This is a genomic window from Methylophaga marina (assembly GCF_030296755.1).
Taxonomy (GTDB): Bacteria; Pseudomonadota; Gammaproteobacteria; order Nitrosococcales; family Methylophagaceae; genus Methylophaga; species Methylophaga marina.
Window position 1 is genome coordinate 332168 of record NZ_AP027741.1, and the last position, 14718, is coordinate 346885.

General features: G+C 42.0%; 14 protein-coding genes and 1 riboswitch. Of the genes, 7 read left to right on the forward strand and 7 right to left on the reverse strand.

What is annotated here, in order from left to right; genetic code table 11:
* Positions 1–61 precede the first annotated feature (61 nt).
* Positions 62–697, reverse strand: coding sequence for a 2OG-Fe(II) oxygenase (locus QUE24_RS01640; RefSeq protein WP_286304953.1), 636 nt, complete (start codon positions 695–697; stop codon positions 62–64).
* A 215-nt stretch (positions 698–912) separates the two neighbouring features.
* Between QUE24_RS01640 and QUE24_RS01645 the strand changes: the two genes are divergently transcribed.
* Positions 913–2859, forward strand: coding sequence for a cytochrome c/FTR1 family iron permease (locus QUE24_RS01645; RefSeq protein WP_286304954.1), 1947 nt, complete (start codon positions 913–915; stop codon positions 2857–2859).
* A 54-nt stretch (positions 2860–2913) separates the two neighbouring features.
* Here the strand turns inward: QUE24_RS01645 and QUE24_RS01650 are convergent, their stop codons facing one another.
* Together QUE24_RS01650 and QUE24_RS01655 are read right to left on the reverse strand one after the other, a co-directional pair.
* Positions 2914–4497: a molybdopterin-containing oxidoreductase family protein gene (locus QUE24_RS01650; protein ID WP_286304955.1), complete on the reverse strand. Its 1584-nt coding sequence runs from the start codon at positions 4495–4497 to the stop codon at positions 2914–2916.
* 77 nt (positions 4498–4574) lie between these two features.
* The gene (locus QUE24_RS01655) at positions 4575–5033 is read right to left on the reverse strand and encodes a molybdopterin-dependent oxidoreductase (RefSeq protein ID WP_286304956.1); all 459 of its coding nucleotides are present in this window, start codon (positions 5031–5033) and stop codon (positions 4575–4577) included.
* Positions 5034–5262: 229 nt separating this feature from the next.
* Positions 5263–5341: riboswitch (cyclic di-GMP riboswitch) on the forward strand.
* Between the two features lie 34 nt (positions 5342–5375).
* On the opposite strand from QUE24_RS01655, the gene QUE24_RS01660 reads away from it, so the two are divergent.
* Together QUE24_RS01660 and QUE24_RS01665 are read left to right on the forward strand one after the other, a co-directional pair.
* Positions 5376–5852 carry a hypothetical protein gene (locus tag QUE24_RS01660; protein ID WP_286304957.1) on the forward strand — a complete coding sequence of 159 codons (477 nt, stop codon included), beginning with the start codon at positions 5376–5378 and terminating at the stop codon, positions 5850–5852.
* Between the two features lie 213 nt (positions 5853–6065).
* Complete coding sequence (locus tag QUE24_RS01665; RefSeq protein WP_286304958.1) at positions 6066–6248, forward strand: hypothetical protein; 183 nt, start codon at positions 6066–6068, stop codon at positions 6246–6248.
* Between the two features lie 29 nt (positions 6249–6277).
* Here the strand turns inward: QUE24_RS01665 and QUE24_RS01670 are convergent, their stop codons facing one another.
* The 3 genes from QUE24_RS01670 to QUE24_RS01680 form a co-directional block, all read right to left on the reverse strand.
* Entirely contained in the window at positions 6278–6802 is a 525-nt protein-coding gene (locus QUE24_RS01670) for a hypothetical protein (RefSeq protein WP_286304959.1), read from the reverse strand.
* Positions 6802–10554 (reverse strand): EAL domain-containing protein, encoded by a 3753-nt coding sequence (locus QUE24_RS01675; protein ID WP_286304960.1) that lies wholly within the window; start codon positions 10552–10554, stop codon positions 6802–6804. Before QUE24_RS01675 ends, QUE24_RS01670 begins: the two co-directional genes overlap by 1 nt.
* 386 nt (positions 10555–10940) lie before the next feature.
* Positions 10941–11234: a hypothetical protein gene (locus QUE24_RS01680; RefSeq protein WP_286304961.1), complete on the reverse strand. Its 294-nt coding sequence runs from the start codon at positions 11232–11234 to the stop codon at positions 10941–10943.
* A 221-nt stretch (positions 11235–11455) separates the two neighbouring features.
* Here QUE24_RS01680 and QUE24_RS01685 point away from each other — a divergent pair, with 221 nt between their 5' ends.
* The 4 genes from QUE24_RS01685 to QUE24_RS01695 all read left to right on the forward strand — a co-directional run bounded on the left by QUE24_RS01685 (position 11456) and on the right by QUE24_RS01695 (position 13004).
* On the forward strand, positions 11456–11644 hold the full coding sequence (locus QUE24_RS01685) for a hypothetical protein (RefSeq protein ID WP_286304962.1): 189 nt from the start codon (positions 11456–11458) through the stop codon (positions 11642–11644).
* A gap of 135 nt (positions 11645–11779) precedes the next feature.
* On the forward strand, positions 11780–12430 hold the full coding sequence (locus tag QUE24_RS01690) for a hypothetical protein (protein WP_286304963.1): 651 nt from the start codon (positions 11780–11782) through the stop codon (positions 12428–12430).
* A gap of 25 nt (positions 12431–12455) precedes the next feature.
* Entirely contained in the window at positions 12456–12626 is a 171-nt protein-coding gene (locus QUE24_RS15745) for an ogr/Delta-like zinc finger family protein (RefSeq protein WP_350226598.1), read from the forward strand.
* A 102-nt stretch (positions 12627–12728) separates the two neighbouring features.
* Positions 12729–13004, forward strand: a complete 276-nt coding sequence (locus QUE24_RS01695; protein WP_286304964.1) for a hypothetical protein — start codon at positions 12729–12731, stop codon at positions 13002–13004.
* Between the two features lie 60 nt (positions 13005–13064).
* On the opposite strand, the gene QUE24_RS01700 is transcribed toward QUE24_RS01695, so the two are convergent.
* Positions 13065–14426 carry a KAP family P-loop NTPase fold protein gene (locus QUE24_RS01700; protein ID WP_286304965.1) on the reverse strand — a complete coding sequence of 454 codons (1362 nt, stop codon included), beginning with the start codon at positions 14424–14426 and terminating at the stop codon, positions 13065–13067.
* Positions 14427–14718 lie beyond the last annotated feature (292 nt).

Consider the following 14718-nt stretch of genomic DNA (forward strand, 5'->3'; position numbering starts at 1 on the left):
AGATTAGCTTGGGTTAATTGCAGATTCTCTGTGTATTCGACTAAGACAAAACCAATCAAACTTAAATGGATTTTCGACCTGAAATGAGTCGTTTAAGCTTGGCACTTAAACGATGAAAGAAGCGATGTTTATTTCCAGCGGCTGCACTAGTCAGGAAGTTAATCTGTATGGACTGACGCTTGCCATCAAAGGCCGGATAGCCATGCCAGCAATTATCGGTCACTTTGAAAGCGACAAGACTGCCAGGGCCAGGCGTGACTTCATCCACATAGTCATTCATATCGTGACCATTTCGTAAGATTCTCAGTTTACCTGTATCGGCTTGCCAAGCTTCGTTAAGGTAGATAAGGATGGTAGCTACTTTGGTTTTAGAATCGGTATGGATGCGTCCATCTTTTTGTCTGGAATACCCTCTGAGGGTAATCATCATCGGCAAATCCATGACCTGCACATCAAATTTTTCACAAATGATTCGCCGAAATTCCGGGGTATCAATAGAGGTAATTAACGATTTAAAAGGTTCTTGTAAATCAACATCATCGATATTGTAGCTACCGCCATCTGAGATATCAGGAAAGCTCTTGATGATGGCTTGCACCTGCTCAGGATAAATAGATTGTTCTACCTTGAAATAGGGAAATGGAACCGTTTGTACGGGGGCTTTATCAAGAGATTCCAGTTGAATTACATTCGTCATTGTTTTGTCATCAAATCGTCACAAACTGCAAGATTATCACTCTCACCCAATAACATAAACTCCTAAAAATACAGCCTTCAGCGGTTAATCATCTAAAAGTTAGCTGGGTCGAGAACTTCTCCGAGAGACCTGTATCTAAAAAAATCATTTACTCGCTAATCAGCACTAAGGTTTATACTGCGTACGATTCTCATTTAGAACTGCACTCAAGATAAATGATTGATACAACCACCCTCGCTGGAGCCAATAAAAACGTGTTTAGATTTGACCGTCGTATAACCACAGGTCTCATTATCAGTTTGATGATGATGTTGTCATTTATTCATGCCGCACATGCAAACGATGCACAGAGTGAAACGCGACAACTCATGCAGATAGCTGAGTATGTCGGAGCAGATTATAGTGCTGCTGTGGCCAATGGTGAGGTGATCAACGAAGCTGAGTACAGCGAGATGACAGAATTTTCTGCGCTTGCAGTGGAAAAAACCCGACAACTCGAGAACGGCCAACACGCGCTTGAAGCGGCACTTAAATTACAACAAGCCGTTACTAACAAACAAAACCCTGATGTCATTCATGCCATCACAGTGGATCTTCGGAATATCTTGATTAAGCTCTCACCGGACGTCTCTTTGCCCAGCGAATTACTGCCCATTCAACAAGTAAAACAGCTTTATCAGCAAAACTGCAGTGCCTGTCATGGTGCAATGGGTCAGGGAGATGGCACATTAGCCGCCTCTTTGGACCCCACACCGACAAACTTCACTGATAAAGATCGTGCCATGAACCGTTCAGTTATCGGTTTGTATGATGCCATCACCAATGGTATTGAGGGCACGGCTATGGTGGCGCTGTCTCACCTTGATGAGAAACAGCGTTGGTCACTGGCCTTTTATGCAGGTAGCTTGGCCTTTCAGGATCACACTGGTATGGCAACAGTCCCCACTGCCATGACTATTCAGGATTTTGTCAGTAATAGTCCCCAGACATTACTCAATAAATACCCCACGCTTGACGATGACACAGTAGCTCAGCTTCGCTCACATCCTGAGCCGTTATTTGCATCAAATGATCCACTTGCCATGGCCAAACAACAACTGAAAGCGGCACATACAAGTTATCTATCAGGGGACTATAAAGCGGCACAAGCGCTAGCTGTCAGTGCCTACCTTGATGGCTTTGAGCTCGCTGAAAATGCCTTGGATGCCTACGATCCACAGCTACGCAAAGACATCGAAAAATCAATGATGGCATTCAGACAATTAACGGCTCAGTCTGAAAAACAAGACGACATTACCGCACTGCTTGAACAAACCAATCATCAGCTTAGTCAGGCACAAGATTTGTTGTCTGCCGATACCTTATCGGACTCGACATTGTTTACCGCCAGTTTAGTGATTTTATTGCGTGAAGGCCTGGAAGCTATGCTGGTTGTGTTGGCACTGGTCACTGTTCTAGTCAAAACGGAGCGTCGTGACGCGGTGAAATATGTGCATGCTGGCTGGGTTTTTGCCCTGATTGCGGGTGTCGCCACGTGGTGGGCAGCCCAAAATCTGATTAGCATCAGTGGTGCAAGCCGTGAAATCATGGAAGGTGTGGGCGCCTTGATGGCCGCTGTGATTCTATTCTATGTCGGTTTCTGGATGCATAGTAAAACAAACGCGGCGGCTTGGCAGGCTTATATTAATCAACACGTTCATCGACACTTGAGTAAAGGCACGCTGTGGGGATTAGCAGGCCTGTCGTTCATTGCGGTGTATCGTGAAGTGTTCGAAACAGTCCTCTTTTATCAAGCACTACTTACCCAATCGGCGGCATCACAATCCATGTCTATCGCCACAGGTTTTGTTACGGCTGTAGTGATTTTAGGCCTGTTATTCTGGGTGTTTGTTAAATACTCATTACGCTTACCTATCAGAACATTCTTCACTTTCAGTACCTATCTGATGCTGGCTTTATCATTTGTATTAATAGGTAAGGCGGTGGCCGCCCTACAGGAAGCTGATTTGATCAGCATTTCTTCATTACCCGTTGATTTTGCCTTGTCCTGGCTTGGTATTTATTCAACATGGGAGGGATTGTCAGCCCAGCTGGTAATCGTGATGTTGTCTTTGCTTATTCTGATGGGCATCAGACCTTTCGGTAACAAAGAAACCGCTTAAACATCAACATAAAAAAAGCCCGCGAAAGCGGGCTTTTTTTGCACGCTGTCGAGATTAACTCAATCTGACTTCAACCAAATTGTCAGTAAATGTTGGGGCATGGCCCATATCCACAAACTCAGCTGAACTGACACAGTTCACCGTGCCTTTGTTCAACTGTCGCCAATATCCAAGTGTCGCCACGACGATACCGGGACTGACATCATCTGTAATTTGAGCAAGTGCTTCAAATTTACCCCGGTCATTAAATACGGATACCACATCACCACTTTGAATATTTCGGAGGTCGGCATCCACTGGACTTATCATGACAAACTGTTCACCTTGGCCTTTTATTTTGTTGTCCATATTGGCGTAACAAGAATTCAGAAAGCCGTGGCTTTTGGGCGAAATGATATTCAATGGGTACTTTTCAGCTAATGCCGGATTGCTCTCGTGCGTCTCTCTTGATGGCATATAATCTGGCAAGCTATCTAATGACTCACCAGGCTGGAAGCCTTCATACATCTGCCGGAACGGACCAGCCACAAAGTTGGTAGCCCCTTTCACTTCCAGTTCACACTTTCCACTCGGTGTTGGGAAATTCCCATGGCGATGTGGGGCACGATCATCTTTGGTACCTACTTTTAATTTAGCAAAGCCATGTTGGCGTAAATAAGCTAAATCAATGCCTTCACATGCCGGAGAGTCCCAATCAACATAGTTCTCAAGACACTCACTATCCGACCAGCTAAAGTTATCTTCTTGATAGCCCATTCTGGCTGCCAAGCGTCTGAAAATCTCATTATTTGGTATCGCTTCACCCGGCGAGTCCACACACTTTTCATTATAGGTTAGATATAAGTGGCCCCATGACAGCACCATATCTTCCATCTCTGCGCCCATAGAGGCAGGTAGCACGATATCAGCATAAGATGCGGTATCAGAAAGGAAGTGCTCAGCCGAAACAACAAAGAGATCTTCTCGCATCAAACCTTCAACAATCTTGTCAGTTTCGGCGGCTTGCGTGACGGGATTGGCATTCCAGCACATCATCGATTTAATCGGTGTATCGAGCCCCAATTCTCCTGTTAGTGCCCGACCCAGTTGTATTGCATTCACGACCGGCGTGCCTTCCGGAATCAGATCCGGACGCGAAATAACATCAAACTTATAAGGATGCTCCCAGACAGGAAACTGTAATGCACCACCACCAACATGACGCCACGCGCCGGTTAATGCAGGTAAACAGGTGATGGCACGAATTGCTTGACCACCACCATAGTTACGTTCTACAGCCACACCCAAGCGAATAGCTGCTGGTTGGGTAGAGGCAAACTCGCGCGCCAACTGACGAATATCTTCCGCAGCCACACCCGTTATCGAGGCAGCCCATTCTGGTGTTCTGGTTTTGGCTCTTTCAGATAAGGCCTCAAACCCCACTGTGTAGTTGTCGATATAGTCATGATCCTGAAGTCCTTCTTCAATAATCACATGCATTATGGCCATGGCTAAAGCACCATCAGTGCCGGGTTTAGGCGCAATGTGCCAATCCGCTTCTTTCGCTGTTTTGGATTTATAGGGATCGATAACGACGACTTTGGCGCCCTGCTTCTGGGCATCTTTTACAATGTGCCAATGGTGGACATTGGTACTCACCGAATTACATCCCCAAAGGATGATGTATTTAGAATGGATAAAACTCTCAGGGTCGACCCCAGCTGTTGGCCCCACTGTCAGCAACCAGGCTGTACAAGAACCTTCGCCGCAAAAAGTCCGCTCACAAACGGTTGCGCCCATTTTGTTAAAAAAGCATCGCCACCATTTAAGCCATGCACCAGCCCCTGATTACCCAGATAGCTATAAGGCAAAATGGCATGAGGACCATACTCGTCAATAATGGCTTTCCAGCGGCTGGTGATCTCATCAAGTGCTTCATCCCAACTAATGCGTTCAAACTGCCCACTTCCCTTGGGTCCGGTACGTCGCATCGGATGAAGCAAACGATCCTGATGATAGTGACGCTTTTCATAATCTTTGAGTTTGACGCACAAACCACCTCGCGTCATTGGATGTTCTTTATTGCCTTTAACTGAGGTCAGTTGACCATTTTCAACCTCATACACCATGGAACAGGTATCAGGACAATCATGTGGACAGCCACCATGATGCGTCGTTTTTAATACGCTTGCCATATTGCTCTCTCCTTCTCAGATGTGTTTTTATTTTTTTATTATTCATCTGACTATACACCAGTTGAGAACGGGAAATATGCCCGCCGTATCATCAAGTTAGCTAATGATTTTTATATTCATCTGTTTTCGATTCTGACATTTTCCTGTAACAGTGCTTATCTACACTATAGCTGGATGAACAATTCACCATTTAGCGGGTCCTTACTGTGTTGGATTTTTTTCATCAGTTGTAAATCAAAGCCAAACTCGTCGTGAGGCGGGGTCGGAAAGCCACAGGTCTTCCAAGTGAAGATGGCTGGGTTGCATTGCTTGTTTTTTCAATCTAAACATAAGGGAATTTTTATGAAAAAAGCGATGCTATTTGTCGTAGCTTTATTTTTCTCAATCAGTGTGAATGCCGCAACGTTGTCACTCAGTGCAGCCGGTTCAGCCGGTGCTAGTCAAAGCGTTGATTTATCAGACAACGCTGTTGTGCTTGCTGGCGGTACTGTTTCAAAAGCGGGTGATTGGAATTCAGCATTCACTCTTTCTACTGATGTAGATACACCTGTTGTCATTGAGTGGTCTTTCAACCCTGCTATCACAGCAGCAACATTAGTGTTTGGTGCTGTCGGCAGCACTGTCTCATATGCCATCACTGAAGACTTCAGTTTTACTGCTGTTTTACTAACAGGTGTTGATTACGTATTAAGTATTGTTGATGCCACTTCAGGTGCTGTTAAGTATGACGTGTCTGTTTCAGCCGTCCCACTGCCAGCCGCTTTATTTTTATTTGCACCAGCATTATTAGGTTTCTTAAGCCTACGCAAAAAAGTTTAGCCACTGCCTAAGGTATCTCATACAGTCGTTCAATTAGGGAGCTTCGGCTCCCTTTTTTTATGGTAAATGATGTTGATTAACTCATGCAGTATCACGGCAACATAATGAAAGCTATAGTTTTACAAGCTCGTGCCGGTACATAATTATGTGAACTATTTATCGTTGGAAATGACGAAGGTCATGTAAGATGGCACAAAAAGTAGGAGGTAAGAAATGAGTATTTCACCAACACAAGGCAGCCCAAAGATCAGTATTGATGACTATCTTATGGTGAAGAGTGCTCAAATGAGTAACAACAAAGCCAAACTCGATGGTGCCAATGCACTCAAACTTATCGATTCGGCACTACCCGCACCTACTGCCACTCAAGGTAACAACCTAAACGTAAAAGCCTGATTTTCTCAGGCTTTTTTTTGCCTGTTATCTCAGACTGGCAACTCAATCTCAGAATAAAAATCTTTATAGACCAGTTCCGCTCTTAATCGACTTCCCGCCTTAAGCAAGGCTTGCGGTTGGCTTACCTCTTTCATCCACTGCTCTGCCTGTTCCTGTTTCACCAGGTTACACACATCTCCTATTGGCCAATGAAAATACACCTCATGTTGTTTCTTTAAGGCCAAAATGTCTTTATCTGTTGTCTCAGGTATCGGTAGATAAGAGCTGAATAGTTCTAGTCCACCCTGTTGTTCAGGATCATCAGCAAAGTACTCCACGCTAACATCCCATCCTCGAACCAATCCTTGTTCTTCATCACCCGTTTCAATACTCACACCCAACATCGCTAGCGTGCCATCATTGATTTTCGGTAATTTTTTCAGAACATCCTGTATAGCTATCACTGCTTGTTTATCATCTGCAGATAACACATCAAAATTTAATAACCAATTGCCCAAACCAATGGCTGATTGAATCAGTTGTTTATGTGTTTTATCGAGAAGAATATTTGCCATTATTCACTTTTACCTTGCTGAGCTTTTTCATAATTTTTTATCCAGTCGTACACTTCTTCTGCAGGCATAGGTTTAGCGATAGCGTAGCCTTGGGCCATGTCACACCCCATATCCAGCAGGTACTGAAAATGCTCCGTTGATTCCACACCTTCAGCAATGATGTCACGTTTAAAGACCTGTGCGAGTTCAATAATGCCTTTAACGATAGCCATATCTTCATCATTTCTCAGCATATCTCGAACAAAGCTCTGATCGATTTTTAATGTCTTCACCGGTAACTTTCTTAGGTAAGTCAATGAAGAGTAGCCAGTTCCAAAGTCATCTAATGCAAACGGCACGCCGAGATAATTACTCGCAGCGGCCACGACCTGAGATGTCTGCACGGTTTCCAATGCCGATGTTTCCAATATCTCCAGATCAATCGACTCGGGGGATATGCTTTCATACTGATTCAGTGATGCTTCCAGCTTCTTCAGAAAATCAGTGTGTTGAATTTGCTTGGCAGACACATTAATACTGACCTGAATATTGAGCCCTTGCTCTTGCCACGCATGCAGCTGTTTTAACGCCGTTTTTAATACCCAATCACCCATTTCAACGCTGAACTCATGCCCTTCGACGATAGGCAAAAACTCCATGGCACCTAATAAACCTTTTTCAGGGTGTTGCCAACGTATCAGTGCTTCTACCCCGATCACTCGACCATGTCGAAGATCGACTTTGGGCTGATAATAGAGGCGGAATTCTTCGCCAATTAAAGCCAGGTGCAAGCGCTCCAATTGTGTATGGTATTCGTGCATTTGCTGATCGAGCTTGGCATCAAATATATGGTAGCCATCTCGACCCGCTTGTTTGGCTTCATACATAGCCAAATCGGCATGGCGGATCAGTGTGTCGCCATCGACATTATCAATAGGGTAAATCGCGACACCAATACTGGCCGTCACATGATGTTTTCGGCGATTAAGTTTGATGGGTTCTGCTATTTTCTGGCTCAACCTGGTCAAGATGGGGTCAAGCTCATCAATACTATTGATATTGCTGATGAGTACGACAAATTCATCACCGCCCATCCTGGCAGCAGTATCACCAGAGCGCGCCACTTGCCTTAGCCTTTCTGCCACAGCAACTAAAAGCTTATCGCCCGTTTCATGACCAAACTCATCATTAACCGGTTTAAAGCCATCTAAATCGAGGAAACACACCGCCAAAATTTTCTCGTTGCGTTTAGCAACGGAAAGAGCCTGCTCCAACCGATCTGAGAGTAATGTACGATTTGCTAGCTGGGTCAACGCATCGTAATGCGCCATATTCACTAATAAATGTTCTGTTTTTTTAATTTCGGTAATATCGACAAATAACCCAAGGTAACTGATAATTTCACCTTGAGAATTTTTGATCGCACTAACCGTCAGGATTTCAGCGAAAAATTCCCCATTCTTTTTACGATTCCATATTTCTCCACGCCAGCGCCCTTCTGTTTCGATGCAATCCCACATTTCCTTGTAAAATTCTGAGCTCTGCCTCCCCGAAGCCAGGATTTTTGGATCCTTTCCGATTAACTCGTCCTTTGTATACCCCGTAATTTCTGTAAAGGCCTTATTGACACTGATAATCCGGTTTTCTTTGTCCGTAATAAGAATTCCTTCCCAGGCATCGTTGAACACGCTGGCATGTAATCGAAGCGCTTCTTCGTTTTTCAAGCGATCAGTAATATCGTAAAACCAACCAATATTGCAGTCTTCGCCACCATATTGAATGGGTAAGTATGAAGCCAATGTCCACTTTATTCCCTGGCCTGTTATTTTCAGCTCAGTCAGCTGGTTATAGATTGTCTTACCTTCAATGATTTGGTTTAAGTAGCTTTTTACTACAGAGGGATCAACATAAAATGCAAATGGATTGAGATGGTGTAACTTATCTCTACTTTCATTAACCAGTTCTGCATAACGTCTATTAGCAAAAACAATTTTCTTACGGTGATTGGTGACAATACGAACAGCAATGGGGCTATATTCAAGTAATTCTCTGAGTTTGGCTGTATTGCCTCGCAGCTCATCCTGAATTTTCTTGAAGTACGAAATATCAGTACTCGTACCTATCATGCGTTGTGGTTTTAAGTTTTTATCACGCTTGATAATCATGCCCCGCGCCATGATCCATTTCCACGAACCATCACCACAGAGCATACGAAACTCATCTTGATAATTAGCATATTCGCCTGAAATATACCCTCTGAAACGCAGTCTGGCTTGCTCTCTATCCTCTGGGTGAATGTATTCTGATGTCTCGGTTAGTGTGTCTGGGAAAGTATCATCCATATAGCCCAACATCTTCTTCCAACGCTCAGAATATGTGGCTGTGCCGGCTTCAAGATCGATATCCCATACACCATCCCCGGTTGATTCCAATGCCAGTTTCCAGCGACTTTCACTTTCAGCTAATGACTTTTTACTTTCTGAAAGACGACTTAAATACGAATCGATTCGCTCAGCCATCGAATCAAACGCGCTTGCAGCAAGTGTGATTTCGTCGTTGCCTTTCAACTCACTAGCCAAGGCAACCTTCTGCCCCGACTCAAACCGCGTCATTTCTTTAGTCAAACGCGTGATACGTGAAATCACATTCTTATTTACAGCCATGGTAATTAACCAGCCAGAGATAATCGTCACGGCAAACAACACGACCATTAAAATCGCTAACAACTGATTAACCGGCTCTACTAAATCATCGACAGGGATGAGCTTAAAGTAATGCCAGTCAACGGGCTTTACTAACATAGAGATAGCAATGTAGTTTTTACCATCAACAATAATATCTCTGGCAGCAAGTGTCGGCGTATAGTCAGTAGGCTGTGTGAGTAGCTTTTTCAGCTGACTTTCTGTTTCAAGAAACGCGGTTACCTGAGTTTGGTCAGCTGATTCAAGCTGTTTTTGCCACTGGCCAGCGAGAATGAAATGTCCTTGCTCATCAAGCAGAAAATGCTGTGTGTCAGGATAAAATTGCTGTGAGTTAAAGGTAAAACCAAGCACATTACTCAACTGCATATCCTCACCCAGTGACCCAATCCATTGACCATTGACATAGAGCGGATATAAAGCACTCACCATCCATTTTTGATTAACCGGATCAAATAATGGCGGTGTAAAGGTGTGCTGCTTTTCTGGATTTTGTGACGGTGACGTCAACCCTACCCAAGGAGTTTGCGTGTAATCATTGGCAGCATCTTGATCAAACACGAATTGAGGATAGTGGAAATCAAAAATAACCTCGCTGCGTAAATCAGGAGATAAGTACCACACATTTTCGTATGAACGATTAGCCGATGAGCCAAATACTTCCATCACTTGCTTGATACGAAGATGCTGTACTTTTTGCTCATCTGTTAAGGTTGTTGAGTCGGGTAAGAAAATACCGGCGTGAACCTGACCGTCATATTGGTCTTCTTTATTTCGCCAAATACCATCATCGTTGAGCTGCATCGTTTCAGAAAAGGTGTCGATTTCCTCATCCGTGACAGGTTTGCTCAGTTCTTGCTGTAATAAACGAGCTAAGCCCTTTAACTTAGGCTCTGCATAACTCAATTTCTGAGTGGTAATATCAACCTGATTTTGAGTAACGGCTAATAAGTTGTTTATTTCACGATTAAGAAGTTTTTCTTTGGAGTAGGCGCTGACCCATATAGCAGCGGGTATGGATGTCAGCAGAATACTGACAATCACGATTAAACTGAGTTTTTCTCTAATCTGCATCGAGCATTATCTTTTTGAATCCCCTTTTGTGTTCACTCTGGGGTGTGAATTTTTATAAAGTCAGTCTACACAACCTTATAAAAGATGTTTAGTTTTGCTTATTCATAACTGTGATTGACATCCAGATAAAATACCAAAGAACAAAGACCATATCTTTTGTGCAAGTATTTACACTTACAAATAATATGTTTTCTATAGTAAATACAACTTATAAGTCAATGAAAATAAAAAAGTAGTTATCTATAGAACAATCGCTTGCATGAATAAGCGACATCCCATGCTATCAAATACAATCCAGTGAAAAGACCGACATGCATCGACGCAAATCAATCCGTGGTTCGTCCAGAAAAACCATCAGATGCGCAGCAAATACAGACAGAGTGTGATTATTCTGGCTCGTTTAAACACTCATTTTCAATCATCTCGGCAAAATGCTCGATAACCCTCTGCTTTTCAGCCTCTTCTGCCAAGGCTTCGTTATAAGCTCGCAACATCAAGCCACGAGAAAAATTGCCCACCGTCATCTTCATCGCCTCATGAATAGGCGTGTTGTTTTGCCGAACCTCCATAAACTGCTTGGCCTTATTTCCCCAGCCATGACACTTATCATCCTTACTGACAGTATCAGCATCAACCATCACGCTAAATAACATAAAGCAAACTATCGAGATTTTTTTCATGGTTATCACCTCATACAGATATGGAGATAAACAAACTATAAATGCTTGAAGGGAATATCACAGAGAAAGTTGGAAGGAATTTTGTCGATAGGTTGGGTAGATCCATAGCGAAACCCAGTATTGTTAAATGTTGAATTATCTGGTTCTGCGGGGGGCATGCTTCAATTCAACCTACTGGTTATTTTTACACTGCCCTGAAATATCGCATCAAAAAATTACCCGTGGTGAAATCCTTTCCGTATCCGGGTTTATCAGGGGTGATTCCAGAGAGTAATAGTGGCTTTGGGGATATGGAAAAAATTATGCGTGTGTATCACCAGCTGGAAGTCGGAGCGATTCAGCAGCCGTTTTTAGAATTGAATGAATTATTGGGTAAGCAGGTGGTGGATTTTAGAGAGCCGGATTGGTAGTTTGAAAATAGTAATCAGTAGCTACCAAGCATCAATCATTAAAACATAGACTTTCCACATGAAAAATGTATTAAACTGAACTCAAGTTAGTGAAAAACATACAAAATATATTAACAAGGAAGTAACAGAATTTAGATGGCCAGAAGAAAGAGAAGACAAAGAAAAACTCAACCTGAGCCAACTATACCTTGGTATAAAAAAGTTTGGTTCGTCATTTCTGCTACAGCTGTAGTTGTATCAACAGTTATTATCAATGGACCTTCACTTCTTGAAAACGCTAGAAAACTTCCAAGTGAATACAGCGAAACAAGCAATCAATTCAAATCTTGGATTTATGATGATTCTGGCTGGACGGGTAACTGGAGTGGACATCCCGAAATGTATGCCGACATTGCTGATATGAATCTTTCAGATGTGGATATGAAAATCACACTTAGTTCAAAGGGAGGTTTTATTGATGGCACGATTGCGACAAAAGAAATCTGCAAACGCGTGACAATTTATAATTACGTTATTTTAACTGGTGAGGTAGACATAACGGGTAAAAGTGCAGTGGTTATAGCATGGGATATTTTTCAAGGACAAAAAGTCAACTTCGCAAAACTCAGACTAAATCGAGATGGTGAAATTATGACTGTGATACCTGAAGAAGGTATGAAGGATTTATTTCCACAAGAAGCGAGGATTGCATGGGATGGTCCTATAGAATATGACCATAGTTTCTGTTTAGAAGAAAGAAAAGAAATTTTTAAAAGTTTAAGAAATCCCCATTCACCTAAAGAATAGCGATACTTGGAGCAAACAGTTTTCTATGCGAATTGAATGCCCTCACTGCCATCGAAAAGCCATTATTAGTTCGACTAATGCGCTGTCTCATACGGTGAAAGATTTGTATTGCCAATGCACGAACCTTGAGGGTGGGTTGCGGTGCTTCATTTGTGATGAAACTAGGCTATTCTCACAACTTAAACCCGCCGATTAATAACACACGTCAGATGACGATCAGTTTGTTAAAAAGCCTGACTCTAAGTGAGAGACAAGCTTTGCTTCAAGGTGATTTATTTCAAACATAAGGATATGAATTATGAACTTGTTTTACCGTATTGGTGCTGTACTTGAATATCGTTATCGGTCATTGGTTTTTTTAGCTGTCGGAATAATTGCCGCTACCTTATTTGGCCAGTTTCTTGGGAACATTCTGTCTAATATTCAACATGGGGATAATGCCATGTTGATTTCTATGTATCCTGCCCTTAGGCTTCTTTATATTGCTCTTTATCTCTTTGTCTTTTTTATGGCTTTTTATGTGAGCTTTAAAGTGTTTAAAAAAGACTGGGACACTTTTCATCGAATCTATTAAAAGACAGCCTGCCATTCTTATGAATGGCAGGCTTCTTCGCTTTATATTCGAACTAAACAGCTATTCTTCTTCCGAAAAATTGAATTTTTCTATTAGTTCAATTCGTGAAACTAAATGCTTTAAGTCAACAAAGCCTAATCTTCCTTCATGCGAGTTTTCCACAAGCCAAACAATATCTGCTGAGTATTTTCTTGCTGGATCATCAGTGCTTTTATTTCTTACATTTGCAATATGTTGTTCATATATATTGCCAGTGTTTTCTTCCTTAGGTCCTAAAATCTGTGCTTCAATTAAAGCACAAGAAAACGAGCCCAGACGTTCTTGTTCAGGTACAAGATGATGGAAATGGTTTATCATCTTATTTGGCATAGACTTTGGGTTGATATAATCTTGATAGACTTCTGGGTCTGACTCTTTAGTGGCAAGTAGAAGCGTAAGAAGCGCTGGGTAAAGATAGACATTTTCTTTTGTGGTTAAAATTACAAGATTAATGCGAGCCATTAATTGCTCTATATCTCGTAAGCTATAGTTTTTTGCATTTGCTATAACTTTAAACACACTTTTGAGATGACTAGCATCATGTTCGAATTCTTTGAATTTACTTCTTGCTTCAAAAAATGCATTAAAACCAAACGTGTCATAGAGCTGGTCAATAAATTTATCAAGTTCAGGCTTTATAAGAATATATTCAATATCTATAAACCTTTTCAGGTAGCCAATAGATTCGAAGTCATCCCCATAAATGGCTTTTACACTATGAGATAACTGCTCTTTATCCATGGCTAATACAAACACTACTCCCTCAATATCGAGTATATGTTTTATTCGCTCAAAAAACTCAATGGCATAGGTTGGTCTGCAGCGGTCTAACTCATCGATAAATACATATAATTTTTGGTGTTTACCTTTTTTATCAGTGAGTAAACTTTTAATATTCGTTTTAAACCTTTCTATCTCGGATTTGTTTTTAACATATCTATCAATGATATCACCTGCCATTTCTCCAGCCAGGTCCCCAACTACAGGCAATGCTTCAAGTGCAGTAGGTACTTTATTTACAATGTATGAACCAGCTTGTTTAGCCCTATTCCATGCATCCTGTTTACGGCTATTACCATTGATAATTTTTGAGACTTCTTCATTCATTTCCCCCAAAAATGCCAGCAATGGGTCATTGGCAAAATCGGTTTCCCATGCACTGAAATAAATGGCAGAGCTTCCAGTACTCTCAATATGAGCATGAAGCATTTTTAAAAATGCTGTCTTGCCTGTTCCCCATGGTGCGTTTACTGAGAGTACGATCGGCGCAGTGATATTTGTTAACAACAGAGATAAATTTTTAACTTCTTCTATTCTTGATAAACGATCATTTTTAAAAATATCCTCTTGGTCAATAACAAATTCTCTAGCCTTAAAAGCCATTACAAATCTCCCTATAAATTCATAGTGGATATTAAGGCTAGAGTTTAGCTGATATCAAATTTTCTTTTTATTTAATCGGTTAGGCCGATTGTGCGGACGAAATCAAGGGGTCAGCAAACTTGATTTTCTTAGACCAACTTGTCGGTTATGTTGAAGCATGAAACCCAACAAAACAACGTCGCTTAAAGTCTTAAATGTTGGGTTTCGCTATGGCTCAACCCAACCTACTTCTCAGATCGTCAGGCACAAAAAAACCACCCGAAGGTGGTTGTTTTGTATTTGGTGGAGGCGG

Bases quoted from the DNA above. Each gene is read 5' to 3' on its own strand.
- QUE24_RS01675 (WP_286304960.1), bottom strand. From the start codon at position 10,554: ATGCAGATTAGAGAAAAACTCAGTTTAATCGTGATTGTCAGTATTCTG.
- QUE24_RS01695 (WP_286304964.1), top strand. From the start codon at position 12,729: ATGAACTTGTTTTACCGTATTGGTGCTGTACTTGAATATCGTTATCGG.
- QUE24_RS01645 (WP_286304954.1), top strand. From the start codon at position 913: ATGATTGATACAACCACCCTCGCTGGAGCCAATAAAAACGTGTTTAGA.
- QUE24_RS01670 (WP_286304959.1), bottom strand. From the start codon at position 6,802: ATGGCAAATATTCTTCTCGATAAAACACATAAACAACTGATTCAATCA.
- QUE24_RS01660 (WP_286304957.1), top strand. From the start codon at position 5,376: ATGAAAAAAGCGATGCTATTTGTCGTAGCTTTATTTTTCTCAATCAGT.
- QUE24_RS01690 (WP_286304963.1), top strand. From the start codon at position 11,780: ATGGCCAGAAGAAAGAGAAGACAAAGAAAAACTCAACCTGAGCCAACT.
- QUE24_RS01640 (WP_286304953.1), bottom strand. From the start codon at position 697: ATGACGAATGTAATTCAACTGGAATCTCTTGATAAAGCCCCCGTACAA.
- QUE24_RS01700 (WP_286304965.1), bottom strand. From the start codon at position 14,426: ATGGCTTTTAAGGCTAGAGAATTTGTTATTGACCAAGAGGATATTTTT.
- QUE24_RS15745 (WP_350226598.1), top strand. From the start codon at position 12,456: ATGCGAATTGAATGCCCTCACTGCCATCGAAAAGCCATTATTAGTTCG.
- QUE24_RS01665 (WP_286304958.1), top strand. From the start codon at position 6,066: ATGAGTATTTCACCAACACAAGGCAGCCCAAAGATCAGTATTGATGAC.
- QUE24_RS01655 (WP_286304956.1), bottom strand. From the start codon at position 5,033: ATGGCAAGCGTATTAAAAACGACGCATCATGGTGGCTGTCCACATGAT.
- QUE24_RS01680 (WP_286304961.1), bottom strand. From the start codon at position 11,234: ATGAAAAAAATCTCGATAGTTTGCTTTATGTTATTTAGCGTGATGGTT.